At 51.5% G+C, this 18,385-nt stretch carries 17 protein-coding genes and 2 tRNA genes; 7 read left to right on the forward strand and 12 right to left on the reverse strand.

Annotated features, from left to right (window positions below):
• Positions 1 to 22: 22 nt before the first annotated feature.
• Positions 23 to 874 (reverse strand): hypothetical protein, encoded by an 852-nt coding sequence (locus tag ABGM91_RS07450; protein ID WP_354830996.1) that lies wholly within the window; start codon positions 872 to 874, stop codon positions 23 to 25.
• A gap of 261 nt (positions 875 to 1,135) precedes the next feature.
• Between ABGM91_RS07450 and ABGM91_RS07455 the strand changes: the two genes are divergently transcribed.
• The gene (locus tag ABGM91_RS07455) at positions 1,136 to 1,978 is read left to right on the forward strand and encodes a hypothetical protein (protein WP_354830999.1); all 843 of its coding nucleotides are present in this window, start codon (positions 1,136 to 1,138) and stop codon (positions 1,976 to 1,978) included.
• Between the two features lie 137 nt (positions 1,979 to 2,115).
• Here ABGM91_RS07455 and ABGM91_RS07460 read toward each other — a convergent pair whose 3' ends face one another.
• Positions 2,116 to 2,925 carry a histidinol-phosphatase gene (locus ABGM91_RS07460; RefSeq protein ID WP_354831002.1) on the reverse strand — a complete coding sequence of 270 codons (810 nt, stop codon included), beginning with the start codon at positions 2,923 to 2,925 and terminating at the stop codon, positions 2,116 to 2,118.
• A gap of 141 nt (positions 2,926 to 3,066) precedes the next feature.
• Between ABGM91_RS07460 and ABGM91_RS07465 the strand changes: the two genes are divergently transcribed.
• Entirely contained in the window at positions 3,067 to 4,158 is a 1,092-nt protein-coding gene (locus ABGM91_RS07465; RefSeq protein ID WP_354831004.1) for a phosphate acyltransferase, read from the forward strand.
• On the opposite strand, the gene tilS is transcribed toward ABGM91_RS07465, so the two are convergent.
• Together tilS and ABGM91_RS07475 are read right to left on the reverse strand one after the other, a co-directional pair.
• The gene (gene tilS / locus ABGM91_RS07470) at positions 4,112 to 5,119 is read right to left on the reverse strand and encodes a tRNA lysidine(34) synthetase TilS (RefSeq protein ID WP_354831007.1); all 1,008 of its coding nucleotides are present in this window, start codon (positions 5,117 to 5,119) and stop codon (positions 4,112 to 4,114) included. The two genes, ABGM91_RS07465 and tilS, sit on opposite strands and share 47 nt — an antisense overlap.
• 102 nt (positions 5,120 to 5,221) lie before the next feature.
• Positions 5,222 to 5,497 (reverse strand): type B 50S ribosomal protein L31, encoded by a 276-nt coding sequence (locus tag ABGM91_RS07475; protein ID WP_102714660.1) that lies wholly within the window; start codon positions 5,495 to 5,497, stop codon positions 5,222 to 5,224.
• Between the two features lie 135 nt (positions 5,498 to 5,632).
• Here ABGM91_RS07475 and ABGM91_RS07480 point away from each other — a divergent pair, with 135 nt between their 5' ends.
• From ABGM91_RS07480 to ABGM91_RS07495, 4 genes are all read left to right on the forward strand, one after another.
• Complete coding sequence (locus ABGM91_RS07480; RefSeq protein ID WP_215429091.1) at positions 5,633 to 6,523, forward strand: hypothetical protein; 891 nt, start codon at positions 5,633 to 5,635, stop codon at positions 6,521 to 6,523.
• Positions 6,524 to 6,657: 134 nt separating this feature from the next.
• Positions 6,658 to 6,733: transfer RNA gene (locus ABGM91_RS07485), tRNA-Phe, on the forward strand.
• Positions 6,734 to 6,772: 39 nt separating this feature from the next.
• Positions 6,773 to 6,849 (forward strand) — tRNA-Pro (locus ABGM91_RS07490).
• Between the two features lie 153 nt (positions 6,850 to 7,002).
• On the forward strand, positions 7,003 to 7,446 hold the full coding sequence (locus tag ABGM91_RS07495) for a hypothetical protein (protein WP_354831009.1): 444 nt from the start codon (positions 7,003 to 7,005) through the stop codon (positions 7,444 to 7,446).
• Here ABGM91_RS07495 and ABGM91_RS07500 read toward each other — a convergent pair.
• From ABGM91_RS07500 to ABGM91_RS07535, 8 genes are all read right to left on the reverse strand, one after another.
• Positions 7,434 to 7,751, reverse strand: coding sequence for a hypothetical protein (locus tag ABGM91_RS07500; protein WP_354831012.1), 318 nt, complete (start codon positions 7,749 to 7,751; stop codon positions 7,434 to 7,436). The genes ABGM91_RS07495 and ABGM91_RS07500 overlap by 13 nt on opposite strands.
• Before the next feature lie 74 nt (positions 7,752 to 7,825).
• Positions 7,826 to 8,239, reverse strand: a complete 414-nt coding sequence (locus tag ABGM91_RS07505) for a hypothetical protein (protein ID WP_290565938.1) — start codon at positions 8,237 to 8,239, stop codon at positions 7,826 to 7,828.
• Positions 8,240 to 8,383: 144 nt separating this feature from the next.
• On the reverse strand, positions 8,384 to 9,427 hold the full coding sequence (locus ABGM91_RS07510; RefSeq protein ID WP_354831016.1) for a hypothetical protein: 1,044 nt from the start codon (positions 9,425 to 9,427) through the stop codon (positions 8,384 to 8,386).
• The gene (locus tag ABGM91_RS07515; protein ID WP_354831018.1) at positions 9,387 to 10,583 is read right to left on the reverse strand and encodes a hypothetical protein; all 1,197 of its coding nucleotides are present in this window, start codon (positions 10,581 to 10,583) and stop codon (positions 9,387 to 9,389) included. Before ABGM91_RS07515 ends, ABGM91_RS07510 begins: the two co-directional genes overlap by 41 nt.
• Positions 10,580 to 14,011, reverse strand: a complete 3,432-nt coding sequence (locus tag ABGM91_RS07520) for a hypothetical protein (RefSeq protein WP_354831021.1) — start codon at positions 14,009 to 14,011, stop codon at positions 10,580 to 10,582. Before ABGM91_RS07520 ends, ABGM91_RS07515 begins: the two co-directional genes overlap by 4 nt.
• On the reverse strand, positions 14,011 to 14,712 hold the full coding sequence (locus ABGM91_RS07525; protein WP_354831024.1) for a hypothetical protein: 702 nt from the start codon (positions 14,710 to 14,712) through the stop codon (positions 14,011 to 14,013). The genes ABGM91_RS07520 and ABGM91_RS07525 overlap by 1 nt, the downstream gene beginning before the upstream one ends.
• 5 nt (positions 14,713 to 14,717) lie before the next feature.
• Positions 14,718 to 15,890 (reverse strand): DUF6765 family protein, encoded by a 1,173-nt coding sequence (locus ABGM91_RS07530; RefSeq protein WP_354831027.1) that lies wholly within the window; start codon positions 15,888 to 15,890, stop codon positions 14,718 to 14,720.
• A complete protein-coding gene (locus ABGM91_RS07535) occupies positions 15,844 to 17,571 on the reverse strand; it encodes a hypothetical protein (RefSeq protein WP_354831030.1) in 1,728 nt (575 codons plus the stop codon). Before ABGM91_RS07535 ends, ABGM91_RS07530 begins: the two co-directional genes overlap by 47 nt.
• 185 nt (positions 17,572 to 17,756) lie before the next feature.
• On the opposite strand from ABGM91_RS07535, the gene ABGM91_RS07540 reads away from it, so the two are divergent.
• A complete protein-coding gene (locus ABGM91_RS07540) occupies positions 17,757 to 18,362 on the forward strand; it encodes a hypothetical protein (protein WP_354831033.1) in 606 nt (201 codons plus the stop codon).
• Positions 18,363 to 18,385 lie beyond the last annotated feature (23 nt).

The following is an 18,385-nucleotide window of genomic DNA, read 5'->3' on the forward strand; positions in this document are numbered from 1 at the left end:
CTGTTTGGGATGGGAGGAAAAATCAGGAAAGGGTGATGCCCCACACTTCATGGGAACGCCTGCCGGGTTTAAGTTCCCCGTTTACGGCGGTAAAACCGCCCTGCCACGCACAGCATGGAAGTACCGCCCGGGGGGCCGCGATGGGACCGCCGTCGTGCCAGGTCATGGAAGCCGTATCCAGGCACAGGGACTGGTTGTTGAAACCGGGATTGGTCTGCGGGGTGTACTTTTTCCCGGAGCCGTCGTCTCCGCCAAGCAGGTAAATCACCCCGGACCGGGAAACCGGGGCGGGAGTGGGGGCGGCTGCAATGGCGTAAGGCATCTCCGGCAGGCGGGACCAGCCGTGTTCCGGGGTGAAGCTCCAGGCTTCCGCCAGCAGTTCCCTGGCCTGTTTGCCGTCCTGCTCCTTCAGGCCGATGCCGCCCAGCACGTAAAGAACTCCGTCCACTGCGGCCATCTGGTGCAGGAAGCGGCCGCGGCCCGGCAGGGGGGGCAGCTCCTGCCAGCCCTGGTCCGGCTGGCGCGCGTCCAGCATGAACAGCCGGTTGGTGCAGTCCTGTTCCCCCGGGCGCTCACAGCCTCCCGTCAGGTAAACCTTTCCGTCCAGAACGGCGGCGGCCGTATAAGCCAGGGCAATGGGGAGGAAGGGGAAGGGAGTTGCGGTCACCGCGCCGTTTGCCGCGCGCAGCAGGTAAACGTCTTTCCGGTGGCGTGACTTGTCACACCCGCCGATGCAGAGCAGCCCCTCTTCCATGCTGGCGGAGGCTCCGTAAGCATAGGGAAAGGGGAGCGTTCCGGCCTCTGTCCAGGCTGCGGCCTCTGGCGCCAGCGTAAAAATGCGGTCCGTCCACGTTTTGGATCCGCCTTCAAGCATGGGTTTATCCGGAAAATTGGTGCCTCCGGCACAAATCATTGTTTCTCCGTGGGTTCCTGCATACATGCCGGCGAAACCTTCCGGATCGGGAAGAGAGGGTAGGGGGCTCCAGGATGAAGAATAAAGACTCATACGAATATAAAGGATTCGCGTAATGCTAACGAAAAGCGGGCCGCTGCGCCAGAATTAACCTCTGGTCCTATTTTTTTTGAATAAATTCCTTCCCCTGCGCCTCTTACCAACGTAGAAGGGGAGAATCAAATGAAGCATGGAACCTGTTTTTTACTGTTGTGCGCCCTGTTGCCCGCCGCTCTGGCGGAAGACATGACCCTGAGGTCCGGAAGGGTGCTTAAGGATGCCAGCGTGGTATCCTCCGGGGATGACTTTGTCAGCGTCCAGTACACGGACGGCGTAGCCAAGGTTCCGTACAAGGAACTGACGGACGACCAGCAAAAGGACTATAAGATGACGCCGGAGGAGGTGGAGGCCAGGCTGGGCCGGCGGCGCCTGGAGGATGCGGCGCGGAAAAAGAAGGCGGAAGAGGCCAGGAAGGCGGCAGATGAGGAAGCCAGGAAAATCCGGGAATCCCTGTCTGAGGCGGAACGCCACCCCCGGTATCTGGAAGGGGCGGACATCGCCCGCATGTTTTTACTGATGGGTGAACTCACCAAGGTGGAAGCGGAAGTCATGGCCCTGCAATGGAATGCCCTGGAGGCGGACCGTGTGGGGCTGCCGGAGGAAGCCCGCGTCTTCCGCGCGAGAGCCGGGGCGTATCAGGACCAGGTAAGCGCCATCCGCAAAAAAAGGGAAACCGCGGAACAATACTGGCAGGACCTGGAAAAGAAGTACCTGGCCCTGAAAGACGGAACCCAGAAAAAGATTGCGGACCTGAACAAGCAGGTCTCCCAGCTGCAGGGGGAAGTGCGGGACGTAGCCAGCCAGCCGAGAACGGAGCGCATCATCGTCCCCCCGATCATCAGGACGTGGAACTATCCTCCCCCTCCCGTAATTATCAGGCCCCTTCCTCCCCGTCCGCCCAGGCCTTACCCCGTTCCGCCGCGTCCCGTTCCCATCCCCACCAAGCCCAACATGCGCGTGGGGTAGTGGCTGCTTGCCGGGACTCCTCCTCTTTTCTTCCGGCAGCCTGCGGGCGGTTTCCGGCACAGCCTGCAAGCCTGCGGCTGTTCCGGGAGGTGACGCGGCGGACTGCGGAAAAGCCTTCTTTCCTGCAACGGGGAAGGTCAGGCCCCAGGCAGGGGGAACAGCTCCATGCGGCCTGCGTGAAAGGTGGCCAGGTGGCGGAATCCGGCCTGGCGGGCCAGTTCCGCGGCATGCTCAAAATCCCGGCCCACATCCTCCGGCTTGTGGGCGTCTGAACTGATGGTAAGGGGAATGCCCATCTCCGCCGCCATGTTCAGGAACTGCGCGTCCGGATACTGCTCGGCGCACTTGTTGCGCCAGCCGGCGGTATTAAGTTCCAGGCATGCACCGGATTCCCGGATGGCTTCCAGCGCAGGTTCATAATAAGGGCGCAGGTCTCCGGCAGGACGGAACCCGAATTTCTTGATCAGGTCCGCATGGCCCATGATTTGGAACAGGCCGGAAGCCGCCATGTCCCGGTAGCGTTCCCAGTACTGCCCCCAGGCGTCCTCCACGGCCGTCCGGTTCCAGAAATCCATCTTGTAGGGATTGTCAAACTCCTCCTTCTCCCCCAGGTAATGGACGGAGCCGATCAGGTAATCCCACCCGTGCAGGCTCCGCAAATGCTCTATCCACGGCTCAATGCCGGGGAACCAGTCGCATTCCAGCGCGGTGCGGACCGTCAGGCCGTGCGGCGCGGCTAGCTCCCGCGCCTCCGTAAGCCAGTCCAGGTAAGCAGGCATGTCCGCCTGCTTCATGCGCCAGTCGTCAAAAGGCTCGCCGGGCATGGGGGCGTGGTCTGAAATGCCGTACTCCCGCAGTCCGGCGCGCACGGCTGACTGCACATATTCCTGCGGGGTGCCGGAGGCGTGCAGGCACAGGGGGGTATGGGTATGGTAATCGCAGTACATGGGGGAAAGCCCATGTTAGCACGGCGGCGCGGGCGGTTCAATCCGGAGGACGTATTTGCCGATTATTTGCCGTCTTTGACTTTATGGGTTGATTTTATGGACAGGATTTTTTAGAGTCGCGTTGAATAGGACACGTGACATATGAGTGACTGGCAAGGCTTTTCCCCGCTGAATGATTTCACAGGACCGCTCCTGGACAACCTGAAGCGTCATCCCAAGCGCATTGTTTTTCCGGAAGGGGAGGACGTGCGCGTGCTGCGCGTGTCTGAGCGCTTCGTGGCGGAAAAGGCCGGTGTGCCCATCCTGCTGGGCCGCAAGGAAGTCATCCGTAGAATGGCGGAAATGAATGGAATTTCCCTGAAATTCGTCCGCATCATTGAACCGGAAAAAAGCTCCGATCTTCAAATGTTCTGCGACCGCTATGAACGCGCGGAGCAAATGTTCGGCAACGGACTGCCCATGAACACGCGTGAAATCGTCTCCGAGCCGGTCCACTTTGCCGCCATGATGGTCCTTTACGGCCAGGCGGACGCCATTGTGGCCGGGAACATGAAAAGGGTGGCCTCCGTCTTCCGCGCCGTGAACAAATACCGGCAGGACCCCGTTCCCACCAAGCCCCTTTTTGCCATCTCCATTGTGCTGGTTCCCGAATTTGCCAGAAAATTCGGCGGCCGCGGCATCTACTTCCTGGCGGATACGGGCGTAACGCCTGACCCCACGGTGGAAAACATGGCCTACTTTGCCGTGGAAACGGCCAAAATGGCCCGGCACATGCTCGGCAAAAGCGTCCGTGTCGCCATGCTGAGCGCGTCCACGGACGGCTCCGTGCCGGAACTGGCCGCGGACCGCACCAGGGCCGCTACCGCGCTGGCCCGGAGCATGGTGCAGAAGGAATGCCTGAACAATGAAATCTCCGTGGAAGGGGAAATCCAGATTGACGCCGCCCTCTCGTCGGACTCCTACAGCGTGCGCGTGCACCGCAACTCCATGCTGCAACCCAGTGACGTGTGGGTCTTCCCGACCCTGGATGCGGCGGACATCTCCAAAAAACTGATCTGCATGATGCCCTCCGTGTACAACTACGGCCTCATTCTGGGCGGGCTGCTCTTCCCGATTGCCCAGCTTCCGCGGTTGACGGATGAAGACCGGATGTTCGGCACCGCGCTGGTAGTGGGGAATGAAGCCATCAAATTCCACCTGCTGTATCCACAGGGGGTTGCTCCCCTTTATTGATGGGGCGCGGCGCGTCCTTCACCAGCAGGCGTTTCTCCTTGCGCACGGCCAGCTTGCCACCGGGCAGGGAAGTGCGGGAAGGGCCGTCCGTATCCAGGATATTCATCACCCGGAGGACCGCATTCTCCGTCAGATCGGGAACATTCTGGCGGCGCAGGTAATCATGGACGGCGCATTGCCTCAGCTCCGCGGGGAGCCGATTCACCTTCGGCAGGAACAGGCGCCCCTGCGGGTCCGTCAGGTTCATGGAATCCAGGGCCTGGGAAAGCGCCGTGCGGATTTGGTTCTCCACCCGGCAGGCGCGTGAAAAGGAAAGGCTGGTATTCCGCCGGAACAGGGCATCCAGCCTGGGGATAACCTCATGGCGCAGGGCATTCCTGGTGTACTCCGTGGACTGGTTGCTGGCGTCCTCCCTCCACGGAATGCGGTGATGGGCCAGGTACGCGGTGATCTCCTCCCGGGAAACACTCAGCAGAGGCCGTACGACGGTCAGCCCGTTGGCCCACGTGGAAACGGGAGACATGCCGTGAATGCCGGAAGCGCCGCGGCACAGGTGAAGGAGGGCTGTCTCCTGCTGGTCGTTCCGGTGGTGGGCCAGTGCTACGAGCGCGCCCGGATGGGCTGCGGACCACTTCAGGAACAGTGCCTGCCGTGCGTGGCGGGCCGCTTCTTCAACGGACATGCCCCCGGCGCGGGCCGTGGCGCGGACGTCCGCCCGCTCCCACACACAGCGAACTCCCAGGGAGGAAGCATACTGGCGCACGAACTGCGCCTCCTCCTCCGCCTCCGGACGCAAGCCGTGGTGCACGTGGCAGGCAATCAAATTGCACCCCTGCATGCCGGACAAGAGGGAAAGAAGAGCCATGGAATCCCGCCCGCCGCTGATGCCGGCGAGGACGGGGCGCCCGGAACGCAGAAGCTCCGCAGACTGGCTATCGAAATGGTCCGGTGTCAACATCATGCCGCCGCCAGTGAAGCAGGAAAAAGGAATAAAGAGAAGCCTGCAAATAAAAACCCCGTTTTCCGGGAAGGAAACGGGGTGGGAAAACTGTTGGAACAAGCCTTACTTGTTGAGCTTGGGCTTGCCGCCGCTGCGCCGGACGGAGCCGAAGCGCTTCTGGAACTTGTCAATGCGGCCTTCGGTGTCCACAAACTGGTTCTTGCCGGTGAAGAACGGGTGGGAATCGGAGGTGATACCGCAGGAAACCACGAAATGTTCAACCCCGTCAATAACTTCCGTCTTGGGGGAACGAACCGTGGAATGGGTGATGAAGCGGCGTCCGGTGGTAATGTCAACGAAGACCACCGGATTGTACTGGGGATGAATATCTTTCTTCATGGTGATGTATTGCGTTTCCGACGCAAGGGGAGCACCAGTATAGGCGCGTTTTATTGCATGTCAAGCATCCCCGCATAAAAATGCGGAAGTCTGTGAATGACGGTGGACGGACTTGCCCGGAGGGCGGTTATGGGGATGATGGAACGGAAAATGGAGCAGGTGCTGAAGAGACCCCCCTGGTGGGCGTGGTTTTCCCTGATGGGACTGGAGATTCCTTCTGCAGCCATTGCGTGGGCTTTTGCCGTCAGCCAGTCCCATCTGGTGGTAGTCTCTTCTCCCTGGCTGTACCAGTTTCTATTTGTGGCCGTCTGGTGCGTCAACATGCTGGACCGGGTCATGAAGGTATTCCGGGGAGGCCCTGCGGTGTACTCTGACGAATGCCTGCTGTTTGCCAAAAAACACTGCTTCGTCATTTCCCTCCTCATTGTGGTGGCCGCCATCACGGGACTGTGGATCATGTTCTTCCAGCTGGGTGTGGTCATCTTCCAATTCGCCCTGCTGCCGGGTATTTGCAGTTTGCTGTTCCTGTACTTCTCCACCAATCCGCACAAAAAGGGAATCCTGTCTTCCGCGTTTGTCATGGGGTCATTCTTTGCCTCCGTCTCCTTTGCCACCGGCGCCGGAATCCCTGCCTACTTTTACGGCACCATGGGCGGAGGGTGGAGCGGCCAGTTATCCACGCCCACCTGGTATCTGGTGGCCCTGGTCATGCTGAGCATGTTCAGCCGGAGGAGGTGGATAGAAGAAGATGATGAAGAGGAGCAGGAATCCGCCGCCCGGGACATGGTATCCCTGGTCTGGATGGGAGTGATTGTCATTTACGTGGTCTTCTGCCTGGCCGCGGCCGCGCGGGAATACACCGGGGATGCGTGGATCTATTACGGTCTGGCCATGGCGGGAGTATTCATGTTCGTGCTGGACAGGTTGAAAAGGAACATGCCTCCCCTCATGCTGTACACCCTCTCCTGGGTGGCGCTGATCTTCCCGCTGGTGCTGAGCGGCATTCTGGCCCAGGCTTCCTCCTGATTGACTGGGAAGAACTTCCTGCCGCCGAACACGGCAAAACGCAGGAAAATTGGAAAAATGATATTTTGTGGTTGCAATACGGGAGATGCGGTGCTAGATTCTGCCCCGCAATCACGCTCTGCGTGCAAGCAAGTGGCTCGGTAGCTCAGTCGGTAGAGCAGGGGATTGAAAATCCCCGTGTCGGCGGTTCGATCCCGTCCCGAGCCACCATTTTTTTCTCCCAATTTTTTAATCCCCCCTCCTTTTATACGGGAAGTAGCTCAGCCTGGTGGAGCGCCTGCTTTGGGAGCAGGATGTCGCAGGTTCGAATCCTGTCTTCCCGACCAAATTCTTCTTTTTAAGGGTGCCGAATTATGCTTAGATAGCAACGGCTTACGCAGTTTTAGTTTGAATTGTGCCGAATAGCGCATTATGGCTAGGGGTACACTTTGGGGTACAAAATGTACCCCTCGATGTACCCCTAAGAAAATTTGAATGTTATGGCCTGGTTGAAAGAAAGAAAAGGAACGTGGTTTGCCAAATGGCGGGATGCCGATGGCAAGGAAATCGTCAAATCCACCAAAGTGAAGCTGAAGCCTACGGATGGCATGAAATCTTCGGATGCCAAAAAGCTGGCTCAGTTGACGGCGGATAATATGGAGCGTGCAGCCAAAGGCAATGTTGGGAAGGCTCAGGCATTGCAAGCGGCTCGCAGTGCTTTTTCCATGGCGGATAAAGTGCCGTCTGTTAAAGAGTATCTGGATAATTACCGGAGTACCGGAAAACAGAAATATTCGGACGGTCAGAAGAGGGCGTTCAAAGTGTTTCTGGAGTTTCTGGGAAAGAAGAAAAGTATGCGCCTGGATTGTGTGACGACGGGTGCAAGAGGTCTACCGTGGCGATTTGCTGGTAGCCCCGGTAGAGGTAGCGTTCATGCGCTGTGACGGTGCCATTTTCCGTAACCTTGGTAAACCATCTGCGGCCCATGTAAGTCATAGCCGCAGGTGATGACGGTGCCGCCCTGCGTGAATTTGACGGGCTGGTTATGGAAGTTATATACGACTTCCCAGATGCCTGTGTCCGTCTGGATGAGGGTCTGGTTCCCGCTGGCGTCATAGGTGGGGTGGAATGGCGCCGCGCTCCCTTCCGTAATGACGGTGTACTGGTTCAGGGAGTTGGTCTGGTAGGCGGTTTCCCCGGTCTCCATCATGGAAGAGAGACTTTCTCCGTTAAAGGTATTTTCTCTCATATAGATTAAGAATGCCAATGAGAAAGGGAAGAAAATTCCGGTGCCGGACGTGTGGGGCGCGATGGGGGGGATTGTCAGCCGCCGGAGGGGGTAATGGAAATGAGGTAGGCGTCCACGTCTGCGACGTTGTATTTACGGACGCCGCCGTTGGGCTGGCAGGTGCGGATTTTTTTACCGGAGACGCCGCCAAGGAGGAGGCGGCACATGTTGGACTTGGACATGTCATAACGTTTGGCAAGGGTGGCCTGGCTGGCCCAGACGACGCTGCCCGCGTCCGAGTCCTTACGGGCGAGGTCCATGGCTTCCAGCTTGAGGGTGATTTTCTGGAGTTCGGCCAGCATGTCTTCTGCTGATATGTAGATGGGAGTGGTGGCGAACCATGCCTGGGCGTCTTTTTTGCCTTTTGCCTTGCGGTAGTGCTTTGCCATGATGGAACGGGAGTTGCCCTGCGCCTGATATCCGACGGTTCCGGGAAGAGAGTCCTTCATTTTCTAACGGTTTTTATGTAAAAATAAGCCGATTATCGAGAATCTGTATGATCGATTGAACGATCATTTTCATCAGGATTATCTGGGCACTTGTTTTTTTGGGAAGGTAGGGAAATCTGGTTTTTCAATAATTGACTATGAGTATTAGGTACTGCGGGATTCTGTGAGCAGGCCGTCTTCGTTTTCTACAGTCAACGTGTACTTTTCTTTTGCTTTGCTTTGAAGAAGAGTGAGAACATGTTCTTTCCCGTCTTCCACTTTAATGCGTCCTGCATGTGTTATAAAAACATGGCGAGTATTCTTGACGGTAAAGGTCAGCGTGGCTTCATAGTTTGAGCCTTTGGGAGTGGCCGAGACTTTAAAATTCACAATTTCAGCTCGCAATGGCTTTATTTCGAGAGATTGGGATATTTGTTCGTCTTCGCATCTTGCGATGAGTGTGAACAATGTTTTTTTCAAAAGGATAGTTTCATAAATATTGTCTTCTTCCTTTGCTTTCTGTTCCAAGACAATATCACCGGGAGTGATAAGACAGGTATCGGCTCCCCAAGCCATATATTTAAATTTGACCGTATCGCGGAATCCGGCTTTCCCAGTTCCTTCTACTATTTCAAATTGCCTGATACCGAGTGGAATACTTTTTTTATAAACAGGCAGACAAAAATAAAAAATATCCTGTTGGATATTGATGAACTTTGCTTCGCAAGAGGTAATGCTTCCTGCAGGAAGGTTGGTGGACAATTCATCCAGAACAAGTTCTATTTGCCCACAGGGCGGTATGGATAGCGTTTTTTCCGGGTAGAGAATGAGATGACCGGGATAGGGACGACTCACCAGAAAATTTTCCTGCCTGTACGTTTGAGCAAGAGAGAATTGGGCTTCTGTCGTCAGGCATGTTTCGGCCTCTCCCAAAAGGAAAACCAGATAGATCATGCTGAGGCCCGGTCTGATTTCTGCTTCATCGATGTTTTTGAAGTCAGAATATTCGCGTTCCTCATCATTATATAGTTCCACCGATTGTGTTAAGGAAGTATTACGAATTTGAAAAACAAGTCTGTTTTTGACAACACGAGGTTCCTTATGGCTGGAAAAAAGATGATTCGGCGAAATATTGAGAAACAGAGGACAATCCGTCCCAGTTTTTTCGTTAAATAATGATGGAGCCCTTGGTTCCCTTTGTTGTTTCATAATAAATGGCAAATTGGCAGTTCATCGTTAATGGATAAGCCTGTTCCCACTCTCCCGAGGGAACGTCGGAAATGGTGTAAAGTGCGGTATCCCACGATTTTAATGTAACGCTCGCAAGTAGCTGGGTCGTCCACTTGATAGTGATGATCCTGTGTGTTTTAAAGGTTGTTGTTTCCTTGATGATAGAAATGATTTCAGAGACTGGCGGCAGATGGATGTCACGCTGAATAGTTCCCTCGCTGCTTGTTGCTCTGAGTGAGATATGGCTTATGTCCGGTGTGAGAACCTGCTGGCCGACGGGATCGACTTTTTCAAAGGAATCACCGGTAGAGAATTCAACCAAATATGCGAAATGGACTTCCCATTTGGCCTCTTTGTTTTTGACGGACAAGTCGGAGATGAGAGGCAGGGCAGCGAAGAGATCTACCTTTCTGCATGTGCTGCAATCTGCTGAGGAAATGTTCAGATAATAACTACCACTATCCTTGTCGAAAACAACATCCTGTGATGAGGCTCCTTTTTGTTCTTCCGAAAAAATGTCAAAATCACCGGGATACAGATACCCTTTGGTTGCTTTTTGTATTTTCCAATGCAGGGTTATTGTCTGTCCGAATGCGGCTGTTCCGGGAGACGCCTCGAATTGCAGAATGCGCAGATCCGTTTTTTTCTTGAACAATTCGCATAACACGGTTTTGTCGGGCACCCCCTTGATATGGGAAAATTTGACCATGATGGAGCAAAAGCCCTGGCATGATGTGGAGGCTATCCCGGTCCAGGTGAAGCGAATGGCTTCCAGCGCTTCCAGACTGACAGGGCTGTTGCCTGCAGGTGTAATGTCACAGTATAATTTGTTTGGAAAGGTCTCATGCTCTTTCCAGCCAGTCGCTTGAAACTCTCCGTGACATATTATGGTTCCGTATCCCTTTTTATCATCGGGTGTGAACATATTGTGTTCCCCCTCACCTATATCAATGAATAGCTGAATTTTGGACTTCGGAGCCTGCAAGGAATTGGAGAAGATTATTTTTTTGCTCCTGTTCGGATTCATAACCGAAAAATGAAGCTGCGCTTCAGTCATATTATTTTCACTTGAATCGTTGACGGCAAATTCCGTTTCATGAAATCCAAGGATAATTCCATTGGGAGTATAGATCATTTTTTCGGTTCCTCCTTATATTTCATTTCTATAAAACCTTCTACGGCTTTCTGGGGATATTCATGGGCAAAGGCTTGCCCGTCTACGGGTTCCAGAAGTATGTTCTTCCATTGCGTATCGTTTTCCAGACTGCTCCATATAAAATCGGTGTTCTCGGAACGCGGCACGGGAATGGAGAGGTCCTTTATGTTGGTGATGATCGGCGCCGCCAGACAGGTCATGCTCATTTTTTTTACCGTTTGGCTGACCAGCTCTTCCGGCAGGCGCAGTGTTTTTACAGGGAGGAGGCCCGTGATGATGTTGATGTCAGACCAAGGTTCCAGTAAAACGGTGATCATGTCAGGCTCGGCTGTGGGCTTGAGCGGTATGGAAATTCGATTGCTTTTGATAAAGTAGGGATCGCTGTCGCCGGAAACGATTTCTCCATGTATATGCATTTGTTTGTAGTCACCATTCAGGAAAAAACCGATCATGCCGTCCCGCATATCTGTACGAAGCCCCAGATCCAGAGGCAGGACCGCCTCTTCGACATCTGTTTCGTGTGATTTGTCCCTCTGCCCGGTTTCTTCATTGTGCCTGTACCATTCCGTTCTGCCCAATTGTTCCATTTTGAGAGAGATGCGGGAGACTGCAATGGGGCGGCCCATGAAATCAGCGGCATGCATCTTGTGGACGGGGGTGTGGATGAGATAAAAAAGTTTGTTGATATAGGAGATCAATTGCTTCAACACGAAGGGGGTGCTATCATGCAAATTCTTCATGATCTGGTACATTTCCGGATCAAGGTTTTCCGGTATGATTGAGGAGAATGGGGCTCCCGGCGGGCTTTTCCAGATGATTCCGGTACCTGTCTCCGTCAAATTTAAACTTCCGGCCAGAGTTCCGTTCGGATAGTAGGCCATCAGGCTGTGGTCTATACGGTTGGGGAGAAGGAATCCGCAAATCGGCGACGCCGTTTCCACAAAACCGGCTTCTTCCTTTTCCCTGCCTTTCCCGGAGCAGGTCCAGTAAGCCCGCAGACGGGACGCCTGCGGAAGCCGCGGGGGCAGCATGGCGTACCTGAGAGGGAGGCGTTTTTCTTTTTGCCTCAGGCTTTCGCCTACGTACCAATCCGGCTGCTTTATATCCTGGTAGCGTCCCCATGTGTCGATGATGCGTATTTGGTGCAGGGAAAGGAAACCACCTCGTATTGGAGCGTACAATTTATCGAAAACCGGTTTTGTTCCAAGCACTTCGGGAGAGAGTCCGGAAATGGCGTCAATGATATACTGTTCCTCGTCATCTGTTGTAAAAAGAGCCAGCGGGAATGATTCGTTTTTCATCAGAAGAGTGTTGTGAAATCCGCTGAGTGCTTGGGAGAGCAGGCTTTTTTCCCGTGCCTGAGCAAGCAGTTCCGCCTGGTTGCCCGGGGGGAGATTTGTTTGTACCATGGAGGACAACTGATGATCCGCATTGTCAGAGATGAGCATACGCCCTTCTATGATTCGTTCGTTATGGAGATTGATCAGATCATCCTTTCCGGTAAAGGTGTAGTCTCCATTTTCTAATTGCCAGTTTTTGAAATCAGGCTGCTTTTTTAAAAGTTCGTTATCGGGGTAATAACAGGCCTGCCATTCGATGAAGAGAGGACGCCATGAAGGAGAGTGGAATCCGCAGGCGGCAGAATCGGGAAATTCTCCCGAAAATCCTTTTTCTTTTGCTTCCCCATCATTTTGCTGGAGCACTCTGATGGTTCGGGCCAAAGTTTCTGTTTGTTCCTTCGAGGGGGAAATCCCGCCGAGAGTAAATGCTTTCTTTGCCGCTATTTCTGCAAATCCGGGGGAGAGCAGTACGGCCTCCGTCACAAGGTCCGGAACATCGTCCGGGACATTGATACCAAGACGCATTGTTTCATATAGGGAATTGCCTTTGATGAATACACTTTTTCCTTCAAGGAGAAGCGTCAGTGACTGAATTGTCTGACCAGTGATTCGGCAAGTCAGGATACCACTCTCCTGTGTATCTTTATGAGCCAGCTGGGAAATAACCATGACAGGTTCATTGGGCACATAAAAACATTGATCAGGCTCTTCTGCGGTTTCGTAGTCGGGGCCGGGATCAAGAGCCTTTATGCGAGACTCAAGGTTTTCCGTTCCCTGCTTCAGACACGAGCCTACTACAGGGAGGCGTTGAAATTGTTGCTGCAGACGCTTGAGGTATAGAGCCCGGTATCTGTCCTCCATGGCGAATGTATATAAATACCATGTTTCGAACGCTTCCCGTTGTGATTGCAGGAATTCCCTGTATTTGTCGAATAACAGGCGCTGCCGCTTTCTAATCGCTGCGATTTTACCCATTGTGCGGGTATCGGGGGGAGCTGCCTCTTCTCTGTTTTTTTTACGTCTGATTCCGATAATATCCGGCGGTTTGATCGGGGTAAACGCGGTTTCGTGCATTTCCCGTTCGGCAAGGGTGAGTCCATTGCTTTCCATCAGTCCGGAAAGAGAATTTTGCATGAACAAATGAAACAGGCGTTCATCGTTGCCATGGCCGCGCCCGGCGAGGGCAGCCAGTGCCTCTGCTGAAGAATTGCCGAGGGCCAACCTGGGCCGTATTTCCGGTTCTCCCGGCTCAGGGTCGGATGGGACGCCTGATGGGTAATAGATATGGCTACCCCTCCATTCGAGATTGTCTATAAACCCGTGGCAAATCATCCGGTCCGGTTTGCGGGCGGCTTTGACGGTTAACCCCCATTTCTCTTCCAGTTCTTTTATCCCGCTGATACTTGCGATGGGTTCTTCCTCGACGGCGTCTTCATACCAGCCGGAGACAGCATAACAGATATGTGCGCCAGCCAGGTCGTCGTCCGACAAATCGTCATAAAACGCAAAAACATTGCGGCACATCGGGGCGAAAGCGGCAAAAAACGGATTGGCCGGGGCTGTCGCCGTCAATCTTATGCGTTCGGAAAAGGCAGCAGCATCAGGGCTTAGGGAGGCATCCGCATATTGACCCAGATAACGGTACGGCTGATCAATATCCTTTGTGAAGGGATAGGTGGGACTGCTGAAATTTTTTCTTTCCGAATTACTGTTAAGAATGTCGCTCCGGATGATGAAGGATTTTGTGGAAATTTTCTCATGACCCTCCTTCGTCCATAACCGCGTTACCAGCCAACGGTTGGGGACTGTCGGATACGTTATATCTTCACTTTGCTCATCCTGGATGCCATTTGTCAGCCCTGCGGGCAACCCCCAATGCAGATGTATGCCGGGGTCTTCCTGTTCCCGTTCGGAGAAGATGTGTTTTTCAATAATCTGGGATAACGGTTCTTCATCCAGTTTGGAAAAATCATAGGACAAACCGGAGAACATCTTCTTTTTCGAAGACTCTCCAATCATCATGGCACGCACCCTGACGGGAACGAGAAGAGAAACTTTTTTTTCCATTACCAATGCCAGTAACGGCTATCGAAATAAAACAGTACCATTTCAACCGGACTTTGGCGGCCTCGTTTTTTAATGTAGCAGCATGCGGTAAAGATTAAAGAAGGGCTGTCCGCTTTTGTTGCGGAACTGAATTCTGCAAGATCGAAACAGGCCGGAGAAGAGAATGCGGTCTGTTTCCTGAATATGAGAGGGCCTGTATATTTTACAGGTTGCCCGGAGACGACATACTGCAAAGCCGGAGCATCTATTCTGATGATTTTGTATTCAGGGAGAGGAACCAATGGGACAGATGCCTTAAGGTTTACCCACTGTTTTTTTGTGGAATTATCGTATAATCCTTTTATCGTAAAATGGTAAAGAGGATATTCAAAGCATTGTTTTGTTCCGATGATGCTCATGTGAAGACTGTCTAAAACAGGAGTCGGTTCTTCCGGGGCGGATTCTTCCTGTTCCTTTTCGCGTAAAACGGCAGAGAGCCGATAGACGGTATCGTCGTCCGGCGTTGCCATTTTTACATTCGGAATTTCACCGATGATTTTCTTCTTTGCAATATATGTTCTGGAGAAAATCTTTCTGGATGTTGTTTCATTGCTCAGTTCGAGAACCAGCTGCAAATCTTTATCAGACTCCGGATATTCCGCGATAAGTGTCAGATGTGCGGTTCCGTTCGTATTCCACTGGGGAATTATTTCGATGCTCATAATGCTTATATTTCCTGTTTGATGTTGTAGAGTAAAAGGGTGTAATCATAAAATTCCTTAAGTCGTTCCGGATCGGTTGTTTTTGAAGAGTCGCCCTCCATCAACCGTTTATAGACCGCGCCGGCATCGTATTCGTATGCATAGTTGAATTCTTTTTTCCAGGCTTTTTTCAGTTCATTGAAAGTTCCGTTGCCCGTTGCGAAAACACTTCGTAGCTTTGGTTTCAATGTTTGTTTCCAATTTGTTTCGTCAAATGAAGAATCGGGTATGCAATTTGTCAAAAAACGCAATATTATCTCGCATGCATCCGTATAACGATGCGAATTAACGGGAGTAAGATGCCCCGAATAATCGAGTTTGTCGGCAAGTTCATGAACTCCCCGTGGGAATATATATTCATAATCGACGTAGCTATCATGAACGACTTTTCCGATTTGCTGGATGCCGCACGGATATTTTTCCAAGGTCGAGAAACCATAATCCTTATAGGGAGTATAGATTATTCTATTACCGTTTTCATCAAGCGCGGTAACCAGTCTTTTTAAATTTTGCCATGTCCGTTCGGCGCAAAAGCGTTCATGCAGCATCGTGTCGGCAAGAATATGGATATAAACTCCGATTTTCATCAACAGATCTGTACCGGGATGCCCTTCCGCTTTTTGCGCTTCTTTTTCAATCTCCGTCAAACGGTTGTGGAGATTTGAGGGATTGAACCGAACAACGGGCGGATCTCCGGGATTTGAAGGGGATGAAGGGGGATAGAAGTGAAAGGGGCGCAGGATATCCGTTATGGTATCATAAGTACGTTTATCTCCGGCAGAAGCACCAAACCATGGAATTTTTGTCTCAATCTCCGTTTCATTGTACCACGTTTTCATGCTCGTAGGAATGATGGGCACGAGAATGCCTGTCTCACTGTTAAAATACAGTTTCTTCTCATTTAATTCTTCCGTAATTTCTTCTACTGGCAGTCCCGCAGATGTAGCATTATCACCGAGGAATTGAGCGTATTCGGCAATTATTTGCGCCTCTTCATGAGAGAATCCGGCAAAACAGGAGAGAGCCTTGACGGCGAAGTAGTGTAAGGCGGGACATTCGGGAACGTCTCCTTTTACAAAAGCGGGAAGCTCGCTATTTGCACAGTTTTTTGATTTCTGACAAGACGGATTGAAGTTCATGAGAGTATGTGGGGCGGACAATTTCTTCTGTTTGCCGGGAGATGTTTTGTTCCATGAGTGCGTCTCCGACAAAAAGCCCATTGGCGATAATTTCCGTCGTGGAATCAAACTGGAAATTGTAGGCATCTCCTTCGTATTCTTCTGCCGTCACCGATGTAACTTTGGTCAGGAATTCCTTATTCGTTTTTTCATTCCATGCCCGGACGTTGTTGCCCGGAACCAGGAGAGAGGCGGGACAGCAGCCTTTATCTGTGCAAATGATATGACTGGGCGTTACGAGGAGACCTCCGTTTTCCGTTTTCACGCTCAGCATCGTGTTTCTAGGGCACCGGACGATATTGATGACTTTGGCTGTTTTCCCGTTTCGCGTCAAAATTTGATCTCCCTTATTGATCTCGACGGCTCGTTTTTGTCCGTTTACAGTTGAAATCAGGGCGTTTTTGTCAAAACAGTCCCAGGCATAACGTAAGCGCGGCATATAGGCGGTATTAGTTCCCGGGTGGGTTGGCTCCATATCGCTGCCGATCAGAAGAGCCACATAGACGTTTCCATATTTAGGGGTTTTCATATTCAACATTAAGCTCATATATAAATCCGCATCGGTTGTTTGTGTGACGACAGCATCGGAAAGAAGTTTGCTTTTCCATTCTTCGGGGAATGTCAGTCTCAGCGCAATGGGATTATTGTTTTTGTCTGTTTTTATGATCTTAATATTATTTTCTGAAAAATCTTTCCAATCAATGATAAGAGGGGCAGCCCCGCTCTGAATGACTTTATTCTGGTAAAACCGGGACAATATTACAGTCGGATCGCAGTCTTCATCCAAGTACCCTTTTTCTCCTTCGCTGTAAAAACAGGAACCATTGCGTAATTCTACTTCAATTTCCAACGGAATGCGAACAGGCATTTCCTTGATGTCGGAAGGCAGGTATATTTTGTACGTATAATCGGGATTCTTCATAACCTGACTGGAATAAGAAATATGGACGATCTTGGCATCCTCCCCCGTGCGTTTGTTACCATTTATCGGTTGTGGACTGTTAACGGTAATTCTCTCGATGTCGTCGCTCGTATTGTATGTGAAAATACTGGAGACAATGAAGGTGCCGTTGATCCTGCCTTCTCCTTTGGAATTGACGCTGATATTTTCAAAATAAGTAGTTGCGCGATATTCCGTTTCATTCCGCCCTTCCGCCAACGGGAATATTTTCTTGGCCTTCGAGACATATTGATGATCTGAGTCCGGGGTGTCAAAATAGACAGTGTCAGAGTAAATCAGTTTTCCCGTATTGCAGTTGGAGATTTTGGGAGTCATTTTTTCCATCGCTCTGGGAGCAATGTAGGTTGCAATGGAGTTGGAAAAAATATTCCAAGCGGGTTTACCGGTTTCGGTTTGGATCTGCAAAATTGCCGCATTACTAATATATTCGTAATCAACAAGACCCAATACGCTTTGTGCCGGCGTTTCCTCAAGGAATATTCCGTCGAGGAAGGAGCGTCGCTGTTGCTGCGCCATGGACAGATAAGTCGGGGCAACACGTGCCATACGGTCAAGCCCTCCATTCTGTTCCAGAAAAAAGGCATAGTGCAGATCATTTGATAAATCAATCTTTACACGGCCGGCATTGGCCAGTGCCTGTTTGATCATTTCACGTTCAAGATCGGTGATGTACTCATTCATACGATTTTTTGGTTTTTTGTTTTATTGGGAATTTTGAAAACAAAATATTCCTGATTCGTGGAACATATTCTGTGTTTATTTTAGAATAACATATTTATTAATTTTGACAATTATTTATTTACATGTTATTTTAGGTATAGTGTTTTTCGGGTCGATCCGTCAAACAAGCATGGAAAGAGTACAATATGATGAAGAAAGAACTACAAAGAGCCTCCGATAAGGGCACTCAAGGCAATCAATTGGTATCCCGCCAGGATACACAGCTAGGGACGGCAGGCAGCAGCATGAATATTCAGGCCGGCATTTCATTCAAGCTCATAGGCACAGGCCTGATGGCAATGTTTGCCAGGGTAGATGGGAAAAATACTTTCCTGGTGATTCCGACAGACAAGGACAGCAATGAGGGGATGAGTATAAAGGATATAGCAGGTGAAATCAATAACCTGTTGAAAGGGTTTGATCCGAATGCTTCCGGATTGGATGCCAAAGCGCTGGAAGACTCAATAAAGGAAGTCGGGGAAGCAGGCAGTAAAAAGGATGCAACCAAACCCGCGTTTGATCCCGAGTCTATCAAGATTTGCTTGAAACAAGCCTTCTTGCTTCTGTCGCCGGAAGCCCCCGTCGAATATGCTATTCAACTCAATGTGGATTTCAGCAATATTTTCCCGGAGGGCCAATCTTTCTTCAATGTGGAAAAATTGTCTCTTTCTGTTTGGAATACGGATCGCGTGAAGATCCTGTCCCGGATGGATATTGTGGATATTCCGACTTACCTGAAAGATAACGCTTAGTTTCAAAACAAGTATACCGGGCA

This window comes from Akkermansia muciniphila (assembly GCF_040616545.1).
Taxonomy (GTDB): Bacteria; Verrucomicrobiota; Verrucomicrobiia; order Verrucomicrobiales; family Akkermansiaceae; genus Akkermansia; species Akkermansia muciniphila_E.